We start from the raw sequence: 15,423 nt of genomic DNA, 5'->3' as shown, positions 1-15,423 counted from the left end.
ATTAATCTGCACATATGGTGAGATTAATCCTTTGTATATACAGGAACAGAACCACCCAGAGTGATACGTTCAGGCGTCACGATGCAGCTTCTTCCCATGAAACGCACTCCTTGATCCGCGGCTGCTTCCATGATCCGTGCAAAATGCGGGTCGATTTCCGGCGCTGAAGTGATGGCCTTAAGGTCTGTACGCTGGGCAATGAATAGGACTGCTGTTTGATAGCTTCCATTCCTCTGAAAATGAGTGAGTTCTTCGACATGCCTTGCTCCTCTTGCCGTAACGGCGTCGGGAAATTTACCTATTCCGTCCTCGATCATCGTGACACTTTTGACTTCAAGTAGTAACTTTTCATCATTTTTCTTATGGGTTAGAAGGAAGTCAAAACGAGACCCCCCTGCCTTATATTCGGCTTTTTCAAGGCGCCATTCCTTTAGTTCATCCATTATTTCCAGCTGCAAGGCCTTCAACACCAGCCGGTTGGGATATTGAGTATTTAATGATACATAACTATCATTTGTGGAGTCATATGTCATGACAGCTGACCATTTCGTTTTTCTTTTTGGATCATTGGATTCCTGAAGCCATATCGGCCCCCCTGGCACCAGTAAGTCCTTCAATCTTCCGGGATCGGGTAAATGAACTTTTTCTTTTGAACCCGAAGGAAGCTCGCATTCCAGTACAAACCGATTGAGCCTCTCAAGAAAGATTCCTTGAATCAATGTGTCATGGAATGGTATTTCTACCATGTCTTCACGGCCTCTCATTTAAGCAGAGCACTCCAGCTCTTCGTCTTGCGGTCATAGGATAATAATCCGTTCGCAGGGGACTTGCGAATCTGTTCATAATCCTCCGCCATTTCATCCATATCATAATAATCCCCCATCACCCAGATGGGAATTTCAATTTTCCCTCTTGTCAGGACAGCTTTTTCAAGGGAAATGACCATCCCTTCTTTAAGCTTGTCCCTGAAGGAATGAATGACTTCCTTTCCGATCACAGGGTAAGGCTTTTCCTTTTTCATACCGAACAGTCCTTTCCCACCCTTGATGGAGCTCAGCTTTGATGAAAGGGTCGATCCCAGCATATGATAGAAGTCCTCGAAGTCACGGTAATAAACCTTATTGAACCAGCCGTCATCATGCGAAAGATAGGCGTAGCGATTATTCAGCTTGGAATAAAAAGGAGGGTTTAACGGCTGCTTGATATGCCCCATATAAAGCAGTTCCGCAATTTCCTGACCGTTCAATTCATCGACTCCAACTTCCTCTTCAAAGTCAATCCAGCAGAAATCCCCATAGTTTTGAACCCCGTCGTTCATAATCTTTTTCATTTCGTCCTTTTCTACATATTCCATATGGGTATGTATATTAAAAGCACCATGCTCGTACTGATGCTTTATGAGAAGTAAGTTCTTTAAGGGTTTACGGGCATTCATAACAAATTCATTGAAATGAATTCCGTAAGAAACGACGTATTGACGCTCCGGATTCTTATGAACATAGATGATATCTTTAACTCGATTATTTGCCTTCAAGAACATTCCCTCCATCTGATTAACACGGTGCACAGTTCATATTTTCTATTTTATCAAATAAAGAAGACACTTGTTCTTTTCTATTTCATTTCAAAATGATGACAAAAGTCGCAGGGAATTGTCGAAAATAGTCATATCCCGGTACTACAGACTGTATGGATTTTAAATTAGCACTATTTTTAATAACAAATGCCCAGCACAAATATGTAATAAATGGAATTCTCTCTCTCTATTCTTTCCATGAGCCCTTCTGCTATCTACATTTCCAATGAATTCATTTCCCTGAGTGCTCCAAAGTACCCGTCCAATCCCGATAGAAGTTCAACGATTTCTCCGGTCATGAGTAGAAATTTCCCTTCATTTCTATTAGACTAGGGAATGTGAAATCTTTAGAAATTCAGGTGAATAGAATATGGAAACTCGCCAGCGATTTGCTGATAAGATCGATTGGGGTCTTCTCTTTTTATTAATGCTGTTCTTCATCGTAAGCGCAATGGGAATCAGCAGCGCCCAGACCTCAGGGCAGTATGGAACAAACTTCGTCATTAGACAAGCATTTTGGTATGTAGTGGGTGGAATCATTATTGGGGCAGCATTATTCCTGGATTCGGATCAGTATAAGCGGCTTGCCTGGTACATATACGGTGCGGGCATTTTCTTGCTCGTGTTATTATTGATTTCACCAGAGAGCATCGCACCTCATCGGAATGGAGCCAAAAGCTGGTTCATGCTGGGACCGCTTGGGTCTATACAGCCTTCAGAATTCATGAAGACATTCTTAATCCTTGCTCTTGCGCGCGTCATTACCAACCATCATGAACTTAATCCAAGAAAAACCGTACAGACAGACTTTCAGTTGTTAATTAAAATCGGCTTGACCACCCTTGTTCCCCTTGCTTTCATCATGCAGCAGCCGGATTTAGGGACATCACTGGTCATATTGGCCATTATGACGGGGATCATCCTCGTTTCAGGTATTACGTGGAAGTTGATCGTTCCCATTTACGCATCCATCGGGGTGATAGGAGCGGGCATCCTTTCACTCGTGATTTGGGCACCAGAGATATTGGAAAAGTACTTAAACGTAAAGCCATATCAATTCGGCCGGATTTATGCCTGGCTAGACCCTTATAACTACGCAAAATTGGAGGGTTTTCACTTAATCAACTCCCTTAATGCCATTGGTTCGGGTCAGATTTTCGGAAAAGGCTACAGCGACCGGGAAGTGTATATCCCGGAAAACCATACGGACTTTATATTCAGCGTCATCGGTGAAGAGTACGGGTTTATCGGTGCAAGTGTCGTCATCAGCTTATACTTCCTGCTGATCTATCATTTGACCAAGACGGCCCTTGATACGAAAGAGCCCTTCAACGCTTATGTGTGTGCAGGGATTATCAGCATGATCACATTCCACGTGTTCCAGAACATTGGAATGACGATTCAATTACTCCCAATCACCGGTATCCCCCTTCCGTTCATCAGCTATGGGGGAAGCTCACTGATGGGGAATATGCTGGCCCTCGGCCTCGTGTTCAGTATGAGGTTCCACCACAAAACGTATATGTTTTCTTCAGAAGATTCCTAATTACTGGTTGCATTCATCCTCAGGATGTGTAAAATAATAGTAATTAGATATCGAACATTCAATGAAGAAGAGAGTAATCCTGACGTAAATCAAAAGCGAGCCGGGGGTGGTGGAAGCCTGGTGTGAAACCATGGATGAACCGCACTTCCGAGAAGTTTTCCCCGAAATCGGAGTAGGGAAAAGCCGGGATCTCCCGTTATACAATGAGTGTCCTTATTGGAAATAAGAGTGGTACCGCGAGCTAAACTCGTCTCTGTGTAGAGACGAGTTTTTTTGTGTTTTATATTAATGGAGGTGTTCTAAAATGGATTTGAAATCTTTACTGGCTCATGAAATAAAAGCACAGCTCCTGCCTGATTGGAGCGAAAATGTTCTGTGGGATTTGATTGAAACCCCAAAACATAGTCATCTGGGTGACCTGGCTTTCCCATGCTTCCAGCTGGCTAAAGTCTATAAGAAATCCCCCGTACAAATCGCCAATGAATGGTCTGTCACCTTTACCTCTCCCCTTTTCACCAAGGTGGAGGCAGTAGGTCCTTATCTTAATATTCACTTCAACCGGGCAAAAGCAGGGAAGGAAATCGTTTCAGATATTTTGGGAAAAGGGAAGGATTATGGAACACAAACCTTCGGAGAAAAGAAGACCATCGTATTAGACATGTCCTCCCCCAACATCGCCAAACCATTCTCCATGGGGCACCTCCGTTCAACGGTCATCGGGAATGCCATTGCAACCATCGCTGAGAAATGCGGCTACTCGACCGAGAAGATTAATTATATCGGGGATTGGGGTACACAATTTGGAAAACTGATCGTCGCGTTTAAAAAATGGGGAGACCCCGAAAAAGTGAAAGAAAACCCGATCGCCGAATTATTCGTTCTATACAAAAGGTTTCATGAGGAAGCAGAACTCGATCCCGGCCTTGAGAATGAAGGGCGAAGAGCCTTTAAGCTTTTGGAAGATGGGGATGAAGAAGTCACGGAGCTTTGGAAATGGTTTAAGGATGAATCACTCCAAGCCTTCAAAACGATCTACTCCTTACTGGGTGTTAAATTCGACTCCTATAACGGGGAAGCATTTTTCAATGATAAGATGGATGAAATCGTGACATTGCTTCAGGAACACCAACTTCTTGAGGAGTCTCAAGGGGCCCAAGTTGTTCGGATGGATGAGGGGAATCTGCCTCCCTGCCTGATCAAGAAATCGGATGGAGCCACTCTTTATGCTACAAGGGACCTGGCAGCCGCCCTCTACCGGAAGCGTCAATATCACTTTGATGAAGCCCTTTATATCGTCGGCCAGGAACAGACGATCCATTTCAAGCAAGTCATGACGGTGCTGAAAAAGCTTGGATATGACTGGGCAGATGACATGAAGCATATTCCATTCGGACTATATCTAAAGGATGGAAAGAAGATGTCGACACGTAAAGGCAGGGTCATCCTTCTCGAAGAAGTGCTCCAAGAAGCAATCACAATGGCGGAGGAGAACATTACGCTGAAGAATCCCGGCTTAGAAAATGCACCCTCAGTCGCAAGAGATGTCGGAGTAGGTGCTGTCATATTCCACGACCTAAAAAACGACCGTCTCAATGATATTGAATTCTCATTGGATCACATGCTTACTTTTGAAGGAGAGACTGGTCCTTATATCCAATACACATATGCCAGAGCCCAGTCACTGCTCAGGAAAGCAGGAGAAACCTATTCCCTGAAATTTGATGGTCTTGATGATGCCGAGAGCTGGGAAGTGGTCAAACAGCTGAGGTTATTCCCGGAAATCATTGAAAAAGCCTGGCAGCACTATGCCCCATCCGTCATTGCCAAATATCTAATCGACACTTCACAAAGCTTCAATCGATATTATGGTAAAACGAAAATCATTTCAGAGGACCCACAGAAGAAATCCCGCCTTGCGCTGGTTCAAGCCGTCGGGATTGTCCTTGCTGAAGGTTTAAGATTACTCGGGATAAATTCTCCTTCGGAAATGTAGAACTCTAAAAGATTTTGTCACTATTTCCCGAGAAATAGTGTTTCCTGAAAAGATATGAAACTCCTGAAGGAATCTGCATTTTTAAGTATTGAAGTGATATGAATTGGATATTTCATGACTCCCTATATGAAAAGTGATATACTTTCTTATGTTCTGTTCTAATTGAAACTAACGCTTTTTTTATAAAGGAGAGTACAATGTCTGAACTACTTCATACTTTCGAAGCCTGGTTATTGGATTACGGTGTTTGGGGACTGATTCTTGTTTCATTTGCAGATTCATCTTTCTTTCCCATCCCGCCTGATGTGTTGCTGATTCCTTTAGCGATCGCCAACCCTGACAGTGCATTGCTGTATGCACTTTATACGACAGCAGCTTCTGTCATTGGAGCCCTTTTCGGCTGGTTGATCGGTAAAAAACTTGGTAGACCGATTCTTGTTCGATTATTCTCAGAAGCACGCATACAAAAAGTAGAGGAATACTTTACTAAATTCGGCCCTATGGCCCTTCTGATTGCCGGACTGACACCTGTTCCTTACAAGATCTTTACGATTTTCGCAGGGGTTTCCGGTGTGAAAATCAGGGTATTGGTGATTTGGTCCATCATCGGAAGAGGAATTCGTTTCTTCCTTGAAGGGACAATCATCCTGACTCTCGGGGCAAAGGCAAAGCCTTTCATCGAGGAAAACTTTACATTCCTTACCCTGGCAGCAGGTTTAGTATTGATTGCTGCATATCTCGTCTACTTAGTCATCAAAAAGAAACAACGCACTCCCTGATGACTTTCATTAAAAAGAGCATGGGGTACACTACTGTACCCATGCTCTCTTTTATTCAGTAGATCCCACTACAAAGCGTAAATGCTTAGGTAACACTTTCAGCGATTGCCTGCTTCCTTCGTATAATTCCCCGTCCATATCAAGCTTTTCATTCTGACCGAGCTCAATATGTGCTTCCTTTGCTTGAATATGCATGATATCATCATACTCGTCGCTGATGTTGCCCGTACTTTTAATCACAAGGAATTCCTTTAACAACGGAAACCCACTTTTCTTCACAACATAGATGTCCATTAAGCCATCATCTATGCTGATACAGGTCGGTAGTGGATTGGACCCGATGGAACGTCCATTGGCGACCAGCAGCATGACCACCTCTTCTTCCACTACATCATCTTCCGTCGTGACCTTCACATTTAAGATCGGGGAATCCTTGATCGATTGGAATGCACTGATATAATAGCTCAGTTTTCCAAGGACGCTCTTGGATCCCACATCTATATTATCGCTCGTTTGGGAAACCAGTCCTGTTCCCCAGAAATTACTGAAATATCTTTCACCGGCTCTGACGATATCGATTTCCTTTTCGAAAGGTCGTTCGGTAATGAGGCGGACGGCTTGTCCTATGTTCATGGGGATATGTAATGAACGCGCAAAATCATTGCATGTCCCACCTGGAAGGATACCTACCATTGGACGTTCCTTCAGGGCCGACAGCCCATTGATCGATTCGTGGATCGTACCATCACCGCCCATGATCACAACCAGCTCATATTGACTTCCGGTTTCTTTACAAACCCTCTCGGCATCACCTTTTTCTTTCGTCTTATGGATGATTAGATTCGAGCAAATATCCAATAAAGGCGGTACAGCATCTTTCAGCAGAACCTCGAGAGTCCCTTGACCTGCCTTGCCATTGCATATGAGTAATATATCTGAAAACCTTGCCATGAATGTCGTCACCTAATTTCTCAATTAATTTTTCAAATAAAAAGAGGCTGACCCAAAACGATGAGTGGATATCATCCTTATAGGACCAAGCCATATTCTATCAAAGCATCTATTTATATCTGTGGAATTTCCGGCTTAGAATCCAATGAATCTTGGGTCAACCTCTTTTACTACGCAGTACTGGAATCTTCCTGAGGGACGTGGAGTACAGATCGATGAGCTATTCCGAGACGTCCTTTAATGTAGCTTTGGGGGTCATAGGGAATATGCTGATTCTGCATACGATGAAGTTCCATTTCCGCAAACATGGCCAGGGCACGACACACCTGATCTAAAGCCATGCTTATCCGTTGAGGATCTGAAAGCTGCTCCCTGCTCATACAGTAGTATGAAATTTCATCTGCCTTCTTTCTGATTTCCTTTAATGCTTGTGGATCAAACATCATTCTCTCCATGCCTAACCCTCCTCTTCACCTTACCTATAGTATATCGGTGAGAAAAGGGAATTATGTCTGTCCGACAACTCTGGATGTATGTGTTTATGAATCTTGTGTTAACGTCTTAGGTAATGGTTGATACTGCTTTAGTGAATGAAGGATTTCCCGTCTTGATTTCGTTTTTGAAATATTCACACCGACGTTCGACAATTTCGTTATCACTTTTTTAAAGCGATCGTTCTCCTTTACCACGTTATTCACCTCTTTTTATTAAATCGTTACCTATTTGTACGTTTTACTCAGTAAAAGGTTTCACTTAATGTTATATGATTTCCCTTTTCCCTAAAAATGAAACGATAATCCTATTTTTACACATTTCAGAAGAATAATTTGTTTCGAATTACACAATTTATACTCATGAAGACGAAACTATCCCTCATACTCATCACATCGTTCCTTGTATTTAGTCTATTTGATCTACCTTTAGTAACCGCTGAAAGTACGTATACTGTAAAAAAAGGAGACACTCTTTGGACCATTTCCAAGAAGTTTCGGATCGAGTTGTCAGAAATGATCGGGGCCAATCCCCAATTGACAGATCCAGATATCATTTACCCCGGCCAAATCATCCATCTTCCGGCTATACGTTCTGAGGATGCATTTGAAGACAGGTTCGCTACATTGATCAATCGGGAGCGTCAAAAAAATGGACTTTCTCCTGTTCAAACTGACAGTAAACTTTCCCAGGTCGCCCTTTATAAGTCCCGTGATATGAGAGATGCAGGATATTTCTCTCACAGGAGCCCAACATACGGGTCACCTGATGATATGTTGAAGAGCTTTCACATTTCATACAGCCAGGCAGCTGAAAATCTGGCCGCGGGACAAATGAGTTTCGAGGAGGTTGTGCAAGAGTGGTTGGACAGTCCTGTTCACAGGAATAATATTCTCAATCCATCTTATACTCATATGGGTGTGGGATATGCCAAGGGCGGTGCCTACGGTACATACTGGACGCAGCTGTTCATTACGAAATAAAGATGAACCGGGCGAGGTCCGTCCCTCTTACTGTATGAAGTACTAACAAAGCTCTTTAAATAAATGGAAACTCATATTGAGAATATCTGAGGCATTATGAAGGATAATAAATGGTGTACTGCCATTATGATCAAGGGGGGAATTTTTCATGCAAGTACGTGATATTATGTCGACAAATGTAGAAGCCGCTTCTAACCAGGATTCATTAGAGAGCGTTGCGTCTAAAATGAGTTCCAGAAATGTTGGTTCCGTTCCCGTTGTTGAAAACGGGCAGGTTGTCGGGATGATTACAGACCGTGATATTGCAACTCGTGGACTAACTCAAGGTGCACAAGGAAATGTCTCTCAGGTCATGTCACAGCAAGTGGTGACCATTTCTCCGGATGCTTCTGTCGAAGAGGCATCCGCTCTTATGTCCCAGCACCAGGTACGCCGTTTACCGGTAGTAGAAAACGGACAGCTTGTCGGGATGTTGGCTTTAGGGGATTTGGCAGTGCAGCAGCAATCCGATCAAAGTGCAGGAAGCGCTCTAAGCGGTATTTCTCAAAATCACCTTCGTTAACGAAAAAGCGGACAATCTCTTTATGTTTGTTACAGATAAGGGGCTTATTAAGCCCCTTATTTGTCATTTAAAAAGGTCCGTCCCTCTATTCGACTGATTGCGACTTGAAGGAGGGTCTATCGTCATTATTTTCATGTAAAGGGAGGATTTTCTTTTTTTATGACGAATATGTGAAATAATACTATAGGTGTTAGTGGAGGAGGATGTTTTGTATGAGCCGTGCCGCACGATCGTATCGGAAGGAAGTTCGTCATTTTAAACGTGAGAACCGCAAAAAAGTCTTCGCCGACAGCATTCTTGATTTCTTATTCATGTTATTTGGTATTTCAATGATTACGGGTATCTTATTATTTGTTTTAGGATTTTGGAATTATTATTAAGTCATGATCTCATTTATTCATATTAAAGATAATAATCGATTTGTCGCCATGGATTTCTATGGCTTTTTTTTGTGGGCGATTTACTACTTCTCCCGAAGAAAAATATTATTTAAATAGAACAATAAAAATTATTTTGAGATAATTAATTACATAGATACTTTTGTCCGATGATTGAATAGAAACCCTTTATTACTATGACAAAATAGTTCGACCCTCTAAATACATTTTTGGTAATATTTTAATATTCAGATAATAACTTGACTTTTATTTCAAATTTTCAGATAATATTACGTGTAACCGATACAATTTTCTGAGGGGGTTATCATGGATATCTTAAACCATTTAGTCACGGAAGCGAATTCGATTCTTTGGGGGTATATTTTAATCGGTGTACTTCTCATTTTAGGACTATACTTCACCATCGGATCTAAATTTGTTCAAATCCGTCATATAGGAGAAATGTTTCGATTATTAGGCGATAAAGATGTTGTGGAAGCAGAAGGAGAAAAGCATATATCTTCCCTGCAGGCATTCTTTATTGGAGCAGGTACTCGAATTGGTACAGGTAATTTAGCAGGAGTAGCCATTGCCTTAGCAATTGGGGGACCTGGAGCTGTCTTCTGGATGTGGCTTGTTGCCATTCTAGGAGGAGCCAGCGCCTTTGTTGAAAGTACATTGGCCCAGATTTACAAGGAGAGAGATTCAGTAGGATTTAAAGGCGGCCCCGGCTACTATATGAAGAAACAACTGGGCAAGCCTTGGATGAGTTCGATCTTCGCAGTCACTATCATCCTTTCCTTCGGTACAACCTTTAATGCCGTTCAAAGTAATACGATCGCAACGGCGTTCAGTAACTCATTTCATATTAATACATTCGTTATTGGACTAATATTGGCAGGATTGACCGCACTGATCATCTTTGGAGGAGTTAAGCGTATTGCTAATTTTTCATCCTTCATCGTTCCGATCATGGCAGGTTTTTATATTGTACTGGCATTATACGTCGTCATTACGAATATTACCGAAATGCCCGGTGTCATCGCCCTTATCTTCAAAAGTGCCTTCGGCTTTGACCAAGTGGTCGGCGGCGGGATCGGTGCCGCTATCATGAATGGTGTAAAGCGTGGATTATTCTCCAATGAAGCCGGTATGGGTAGTGCACCGAATGCAGCTGCTACGGCATCTGTTTCCCATCCGGTAAAACAGGGGTTCATTCAGGCGTTAGGAGTATTCTTCGATACCATTCTGGTCTGTTCCGCTACGGCGTTTATCATTCTGACGTCAGATGCTTACGGATCAGGTTTGACGGGAATTGAATTATCTCAGGCAGCCATGTCTGAACACTTTAACTCATGGGCAGGTGTTTTCCTGGCGATTGCCATCTTCACCTTTGCTTTCAGCTCCATCATCGGAAGCTATTATTACGGGGAAGCCAACCTCCCATTCATCAACAAAAGCAAAACCGGTCTTTTAGTCTACCGTTTCATTGCACTTGGAATGGTGATCTTCGGTTCTGTTGCAAGTCTCGATATCGTTTGGAGTCTGGCAGACTTCTCTATGGCACTGATGGCCCTTACGAACTTGATTGCCATCGGAATCCTGGCTCCGATTGCCTTTAAAGCACTGGACAACTACATGACTCAGCGCCGACAAGGATTAGACCCTGTCTTCTATGCTGATGATATTCCAGGATTACGAGGTGTCGAAAGCTGGCCGAAACGTGAAAGAGAAATGACTAAAAAGGCTGCAAATGAATAAATCATTTTCTAAAAAAGAGCAGACTTCTGCTCTTTTTTTCTTGTCATTTTTTTCTATTCCGTTCTCATGTATACTAGTCATAGAAAGTTAGTCAAAGGAGCCTTGGCATATGAGTATCCTATCTACACTTCTGGGGATATTATTTTTCCTGAACCTGATCCTTGCAGCCGCCATCATCTTTCTCGAGCGTAAGGATGCAGGTGCGACATGGGCCTGGCTGATGGTATTGTTTTTCATTCCATTACTGGGATTCATCCTCTACTTAGTCTTTGGCCAAAATTTGACCAGGAAACGGTTGTTTGACTGGGAAGATATGAAGAAAATCGGAATAGAAGGCTTGATCCAAAACCAGATCCATACGTTGAAAGAACATCGTTTTCCTTTTAAGAATGACATTTCTTCCCGCTATCAGGACCTGATCTATATGCATCTGATCAATAATGATGCTTTACTGACCCAGGATAATGAGGTCAAAGTATTTACACATGGAGAAGACAAGTTTAAAGCACTATTAGAAGACATAGAAGCTGCACAGGATCATATTCATATTCAGTATTATATTTTCAAAAAAGACCAGTTGGGACAACGAATCTTGGCTAAGCTCGTTGAAAAAGCCCGAGCAGGCGTCAAGGTCAGGGTCCTGTACGATGAGATGGGATCCCGGCGAACGAGGCGGGGATTCTTTAAAGATCTCCTCTCTGCAGGTGGCGAAGTGGAAGTGTTTTTCCCCTCGAAGATACCCTTTGTCAATCTACGGTTAAATTATCGTAATCATAGAAAACTCGTGATTCTCGACGGGAAGGTCGGGTATGTCGGTGGTTTCAACGTGGGGGATGAATACTTGGGCTTGAACCCGAAGTTCGGGTATTGGCGGGACACCCACCTGAGAATCGAAGGCAGTTCGGCTCTGGCCATGCAGACCCGATTCATATTGGATTGGAATCAGGCCAGCCGGTCTAAGAAGATTGCATACGACCTGCGATTCTTCCCTCTCTCTTCCTTTACGGGCGAAGCAGGCGTTCAAATTGTCACATGCGGTCCCGACTCGGAATGGGAACAGATAAAAAACGGTTACATCAAGATGATTTCGTCAGCTAAAAAATCCATTTTCATTCAAACTCCTTATTTCATTCCAGACGTCAGCCTTCTTGATTCATTGAGGATCGCTGCTCTTACGGGCGTGGATGTCCGGATTATGATTCCGAATAAGCCCGACCATCTATTCGTATATTGGGCTACGTATTCTTATATCGGTGAGCTGTTGAAGGCGGGAGTGAAAATTTATATTTACGATAACGGGTTCATACATGCCAAAACCATCGTAGTAGATGAGTCCATCTCATCTGTCGGCACAGCCAACATCGATGTGCGAAGCTTCCGCTTAAACTTCGAGGTCAATGCCTTCTTATATGACCAGGAACTCTCTGAACACTTGAGCTCAGTATTTATGGATGACATTAAAAAAAGCCGGGAATTGACCTTGGAAGGATACCATCAACGACCGATTATGATTAAAGTGAAGGAGTCTATTTCGAGGCTGCTGTCCCCTATTTTATAAAAATGGCTGTTTTCGTAAACATTATTGTTTTAGAAGAAGCGAGTTGTGGTTGATTTCCGCTCCAGGTGGTCGTTTTCCGCGGGGCTGGTGGTGAGCCTCCTCGGGCTAAAGCCCTGTGGGGTCTCACCTGTCCAGCATTTCCCGCAGGAGTCGAGCACCTTCCGCTCCAATCAACTGTCCAAGCATAACTTTTTCAGTATAACCATGTAAATGTCAGGATTACTTATCCAAATCATTTTCTTTTATGCAGTGATAGAATATATCAAATATACTAATGCTCTTTCTATTTATTTTTATGAACCATTCAGCTCTGTCAACAATTGCCTCTTTAGAGGGTGAGGGGAAATGCGGAGACTCCTGCGGAAGACGTGCGCGTCGAGACCCCGGAAGCGAATTTTTACTGAGGAGGCTCGGCCGAACGTCCGCGGGAAGCGAAGCAGCTCCCTTCACCCTCCAGCACATACTCATAGACAGAGCATGGATGAATCGTAGGCTGATAGAAAAAGCAACAACGGTGCCGAAAAGAACCAATAAAAAAGAATGTTCGACATTGCCATCAGGTGTTGGAAGAAGGCATAATAGAGGTAATGTGTGAAAGACATAGAGAGGAATGAGATCATGAGTGTTCATAAAGAAATTTCCAAGCATTCCAACAAACAGAACCAATTGGTTCAACAATTTATGATACTGGATGACCAACGGGAAAGAGCGATTGAAGAGGCTGTTCAGCTTTGTTCTGCCGGTAAACCATTTACAACGGATCGCATCAATCATATTACGAATGAAATAAATGTCCTTGCCCGCCAAGGGGTTGTACCGCAAAGGAAGCTCGTCACAATCGACATGGTCGAGGAGTACGTTGGGAGAATGAGCTAACCCGTATCAAATATTAGACAATGTAAAAAGCCCTGACGCATCTATATCCAAGTTCTTGGTGAAGATGCGTCAGGGCTTTTTATGTTGGATGAAGGAACTTACGCTTTTAATGCACTATTCCACCCATCATAGACAAAGACAGGCTGTGAATCATTGTCCGCTCGTTCGATTACCACATAGTTTTTATGTGCTACGACCGTTTGATCATCCGGAAGGTCAAGCTTTTTCGCCATCTCCCTATCCATTTTAACAATGACGGTATTTTCTCTTAAGGTTGTAACGACACCATTAATGACGTGTTTCTTTCTTCTAAACTGAACAGTATCCCCAAGGTTGGCGTTCTCTTTCGAGTAAACGAATGTATTTTCCATTTTATAATCCCCTTTTTATATCATTTATAAGTTTCTCTGTTTAATTGAAAGAATTTTCTAATAATATTATTTTAACCTGTATTTATGTAAATTTCAATGAATGACTTAACCTTTTTGTACCACAATTTAATAAAGTTAAAACCTTTCAGGATGCTTTTCTTGGTGGATGAAACGGTTCAGACCTTTTCCTTATGTATACTTCAATACTCAATAAGGAAAATCCTTCCTTTTTAATCATTTTATAAAAAATAGACATCCATGAATTCATGGATGTCTGATATTCCTCTATTAATAAGCCAATGCATTTTTTTTCTCTTCTTTCATGAGAACGAAGCATAAGAAAATACCTATAAGTGATAATACGGCAAAGAAAAGGTACACCGTGTAGATGGAGTATGTTTCATAGATGAAGCCTCCCACAAAGGTGCTGAACCAGTTTCCCAGACCGTTTCCAATGGCTGAATATACGGTGACGGCTGTGGCTGTAATGTGAGCCGGTGTAATTTCTTTTATATACCTCAGCCCTGCGGGAATGAACAGGCCAATGGCAAGGCCCTGCATGACGGCTGAGGAGTAGACGAGCCAAAGACTTGGTTCTGTGAAGTAAAACAACCAGCGGATCATGGAAGCGGCACCTGCTAGTGCTGCTACGGTCAGGAGACCAAACCGATCAATCCACCCTCCGGCAACTCTCATAAACGGTACCTCTGATAATACAGCGATTAAGAAAGCAAGACCTATTCCAGCGTACGTACCACCTGAATCTTCCACAAACAATCCAAAATAGACATTGTTGGCTAAATTCGGTCCGAACACCAGGAATGTGACAGCCAGGAAAATCAGGAATTTCTTCATTGTGAATAGCTCCTTCATCCCTGCTTTTAAATCGAGCTTGGCAGCCGCTCTCTCTCTAGGAAAACGGAAGGAAAGGAAACCGGCAAGGACGAGGCAGATAAAGAACGAGTAGAAAATGATCGTCGGACCGATGAAACCTTCCGATAGTCTCCCCATGGTGAAGACTGCAATACCGAATCCCAATGATCCAAACAGCCGGATGTTTCCGTAGTTGTAGCGGACTTTACTTGTATACTTCAAACTGATACTGTCCGAAACTGGGATGATCGCACTTTGGAAAATCGCCACCAGGATGGCGACCGCCAGCAAACCATAGTACATATTCATAAATAAATAGCCAAGTGCAAAGATACCGGCAATCAAAGAAGTCAATCCCAGCACTGCAGTAGGACGGTTCGTTGTGTCACTTACCATCCCCCATATCGGCTGAAAAAAAATCATCATGATGGGACCGACGGACATGATGGTTCCAATCTGATATCCATTCAATCCGACGCTTTCACTTAAATACACACTGAGTAACGGGTATAAACTGCCAACCCCGAAGAACGTCAATAAATAAAACCCTTGTAATGTAAAAATTTGATTTCGTACAGTTCTCTCCACTACCGTATCCTCCAAGATGTTTTTTGTCTATCTTATAGTAGACCCTGACTGTTCAATTGTCTATGAATTCATGCCTTTTTATGGATAAAGTCATACTTTTTCAGGAGGACTGATGATGGGAAAGAGATGGATCAATG

16 protein-coding genes and 1 other annotated feature are annotated in these 15,423 nt (G+C 42.7%); of the genes, 9 read left to right on the top strand and 7 right to left on the bottom strand.

Translation table 11 applies throughout. The annotated features are described in order from the left end of the window. Window positions 1–23 precede the first annotated feature (23 nt). Together sfsA and LCL96_RS21665 are read right to left on the bottom strand one after the other, a co-directional pair. Complete coding sequence (sfsA, locus tag LCL96_RS21670; RefSeq protein WP_224945257.1) at window positions 24–746, bottom strand: DNA/RNA nuclease SfsA; 723 nt, start codon at window positions 744–746, stop codon at window positions 24–26. Between the two features lie 14 nt (window positions 747–760). Continuing rightward, window positions 761–1,540, bottom strand: coding sequence for a hypothetical protein (locus LCL96_RS21665; protein WP_224945255.1), 780 nt, complete (start codon window positions 1,538–1,540; stop codon window positions 761–763). A 406-nt stretch (window positions 1,541–1,946) separates the two neighbouring features. Here LCL96_RS21665 and LCL96_RS21660 point away from each other — a divergent pair, with 406 nt between their 5' ends. The 3 genes from LCL96_RS21660 (at window position 1,947) to LCL96_RS21650 (ending at window position 5,894) form a co-directional block, all read left to right on the top strand. Then, entirely contained in the window at window positions 1,947–3,122 is a 1,176-nt protein-coding gene (locus tag LCL96_RS21660; RefSeq protein WP_224945253.1) for an FtsW/RodA/SpoVE family cell cycle protein, read from the top strand. 52 nt (window positions 3,123–3,174) lie between these two features. Continuing rightward, window positions 3,175–3,380, top strand: a binding site (T-box leader). Window positions 3,381–3,426: 46 nt separating this feature from the next. Then, window positions 3,427–5,115 carry an arginine--tRNA ligase gene (gene argS / locus LCL96_RS21655; protein WP_224945251.1) on the top strand — a complete coding sequence of 563 codons (1,689 nt, stop codon included), beginning with the start codon at window positions 3,427–3,429 and terminating at the stop codon, window positions 5,113–5,115. A 197-nt stretch (window positions 5,116–5,312) separates the two neighbouring features. After that, window positions 5,313–5,894: a YqaA family protein gene (locus LCL96_RS21650; RefSeq protein WP_224945250.1), complete on the top strand. Its 582-nt coding sequence runs from the start codon at window positions 5,313–5,315 to the stop codon at window positions 5,892–5,894. 51 nt (window positions 5,895–5,945) lie between these two features. On the opposite strand, the gene LCL96_RS21645 is transcribed toward LCL96_RS21650, so the two are convergent. The 3 genes from LCL96_RS21645 to LCL96_RS21635 all read right to left on the bottom strand — a co-directional run bounded on the left by LCL96_RS21645 (window position 5,946) and on the right by LCL96_RS21635 (window position 7,534). Further along, complete coding sequence (locus LCL96_RS21645; RefSeq protein WP_224945248.1) at window positions 5,946–6,845, bottom strand: diacylglycerol/lipid kinase family protein; 900 nt, start codon at window positions 6,843–6,845, stop codon at window positions 5,946–5,948. A 170-nt stretch (window positions 6,846–7,015) separates the two neighbouring features. Next, a complete protein-coding gene (locus LCL96_RS21640) occupies window positions 7,016–7,300 on the bottom strand; it encodes a hypothetical protein (protein WP_224945246.1) in 285 nt (94 codons plus the stop codon). A gap of 84 nt (window positions 7,301–7,384) precedes the next feature. After that, a complete protein-coding gene (locus tag LCL96_RS21635; protein ID WP_098351100.1) occupies window positions 7,385–7,534 on the bottom strand; it encodes an Lmo0850 family protein in 150 nt (49 codons plus the stop codon). Window positions 7,535–7,672: 138 nt separating this feature from the next. On the opposite strand from LCL96_RS21635, the gene LCL96_RS21630 reads away from it, so the two are divergent. The 6 genes from LCL96_RS21630 to LCL96_RS21605 all read left to right on the top strand — a co-directional run bounded on the left by LCL96_RS21630 (window position 7,673) and on the right by LCL96_RS21605 (window position 13,454). Next, the gene (locus LCL96_RS21630; RefSeq protein WP_224945245.1) at window positions 7,673–8,320 is read left to right on the top strand and encodes a CAP domain-containing protein; all 648 of its coding nucleotides are present in this window, start codon (window positions 7,673–7,675) and stop codon (window positions 8,318–8,320) included. A 148-nt stretch (window positions 8,321–8,468) separates the two neighbouring features. Next, window positions 8,469–8,882 (top strand): CBS domain-containing protein, encoded by a 414-nt coding sequence (locus LCL96_RS21625; protein WP_224945236.1) that lies wholly within the window; start codon window positions 8,469–8,471, stop codon window positions 8,880–8,882. Between the two features lie 212 nt (window positions 8,883–9,094). Then, window positions 9,095–9,262, top strand: coding sequence for a hypothetical protein (locus tag LCL96_RS21620; RefSeq protein WP_224945234.1), 168 nt, complete (start codon window positions 9,095–9,097; stop codon window positions 9,260–9,262). Window positions 9,263–9,586: 324 nt separating this feature from the next. After that, window positions 9,587–11,020 carry an alanine/glycine:cation symporter family protein gene (locus LCL96_RS21615; RefSeq protein WP_224945232.1) on the top strand — a complete coding sequence of 478 codons (1,434 nt, stop codon included), beginning with the start codon at window positions 9,587–9,589 and terminating at the stop codon, window positions 11,018–11,020. Window positions 11,021–11,129: 109 nt separating this feature from the next. Further along, window positions 11,130–12,578, top strand: a complete 1,449-nt coding sequence (cls, locus tag LCL96_RS21610; protein WP_224945230.1) for a cardiolipin synthase — start codon at window positions 11,130–11,132, stop codon at window positions 12,576–12,578. Window positions 12,579–13,196: 618 nt separating this feature from the next. Then, window positions 13,197–13,454: a YpbS family protein gene (locus tag LCL96_RS21605; RefSeq protein ID WP_224945225.1), complete on the top strand. Its 258-nt coding sequence runs from the start codon at window positions 13,197–13,199 to the stop codon at window positions 13,452–13,454. Window positions 13,455–13,552: 98 nt separating this feature from the next. Here LCL96_RS21605 and LCL96_RS21600 read toward each other — a convergent pair whose 3' ends face one another. Both LCL96_RS21600 and LCL96_RS21595 read right to left on the bottom strand, forming a co-directional pair. Beyond that, a complete protein-coding gene (locus LCL96_RS21600) occupies window positions 13,553–13,825 on the bottom strand; it encodes a DUF2187 family protein (protein WP_224945224.1) in 273 nt (90 codons plus the stop codon). Window positions 13,826–14,113: 288 nt separating this feature from the next. Next, complete coding sequence (locus LCL96_RS21595) at window positions 14,114–15,286, bottom strand: MFS transporter (protein WP_224945223.1); 1,173 nt, start codon at window positions 15,284–15,286, stop codon at window positions 14,114–14,116. Window positions 15,287–15,423 lie beyond the last annotated feature (137 nt).

Origin of the sequence: Rossellomorea aquimaris, assembly GCF_020172085.1 — a bacterium.
GTDB classification, from domain to species: Bacteria; Bacillota; Bacilli; order Bacillales; family Bacillaceae_B; genus Rossellomorea; species Rossellomorea aquimaris_E.
The sequence above is the reverse complement of the archived record's forward strand: the minus strand, read 5'-3'. Positions and strand labels throughout refer to the sequence as shown.

What these genes read in the sequence shown, in the direction of transcription:
- LCL96_RS21620 (WP_224945234.1), top strand. Translation starts at nt 9,095, where the DNA reads ATGAGCCGTGCCGCACGATCGTATCGGAAGGAAGTTCGTCATTTTAAA.
- cls (WP_224945230.1), top strand. Translation starts at nt 11,130, where the DNA reads ATGAGTATCCTATCTACACTTCTGGGGATATTATTTTTCCTGAACCTG.
- LCL96_RS21660 (WP_224945253.1), top strand. Translation starts at nt 1,947, where the DNA reads ATGGAAACTCGCCAGCGATTTGCTGATAAGATCGATTGGGGTCTTCTC.
- LCL96_RS21640 (WP_224945246.1), bottom strand. Translation starts at nt 7,300, where the DNA reads ATGGAGAGAATGATGTTTGATCCACAAGCATTAAAGGAAATCAGAAAG.
- LCL96_RS21650 (WP_224945250.1), top strand. Translation starts at nt 5,313, where the DNA reads ATGTCTGAACTACTTCATACTTTCGAAGCCTGGTTATTGGATTACGGT.
- sfsA (WP_224945257.1), bottom strand. Translation starts at nt 746, where the DNA reads ATGGTAGAAATACCATTCCATGACACATTGATTCAAGGAATCTTTCTT.
- LCL96_RS21600 (WP_224945224.1), bottom strand. Translation starts at nt 13,825, where the DNA reads ATGGAAAATACATTCGTTTACTCGAAAGAGAACGCCAACCTTGGGGAT.
- argS (WP_224945251.1), top strand. Translation starts at nt 3,427, where the DNA reads ATGGATTTGAAATCTTTACTGGCTCATGAAATAAAAGCACAGCTCCTG.
- LCL96_RS21645 (WP_224945248.1), bottom strand. Translation starts at nt 6,845, where the DNA reads ATGGCAAGGTTTTCAGATATATTACTCATATGCAATGGCAAGGCAGGT.
- LCL96_RS21605 (WP_224945225.1), top strand. Translation starts at nt 13,197, where the DNA reads ATGAGTGTTCATAAAGAAATTTCCAAGCATTCCAACAAACAGAACCAA.
- LCL96_RS21625 (WP_224945236.1), top strand. Translation starts at nt 8,469, where the DNA reads ATGCAAGTACGTGATATTATGTCGACAAATGTAGAAGCCGCTTCTAAC.
- LCL96_RS21665 (WP_224945255.1), bottom strand. Translation starts at nt 1,540, where the DNA reads ATGTTCTTGAAGGCAAATAATCGAGTTAAAGATATCATCTATGTTCAT.
- LCL96_RS21615 (WP_224945232.1), top strand. Translation starts at nt 9,587, where the DNA reads ATGGATATCTTAAACCATTTAGTCACGGAAGCGAATTCGATTCTTTGG.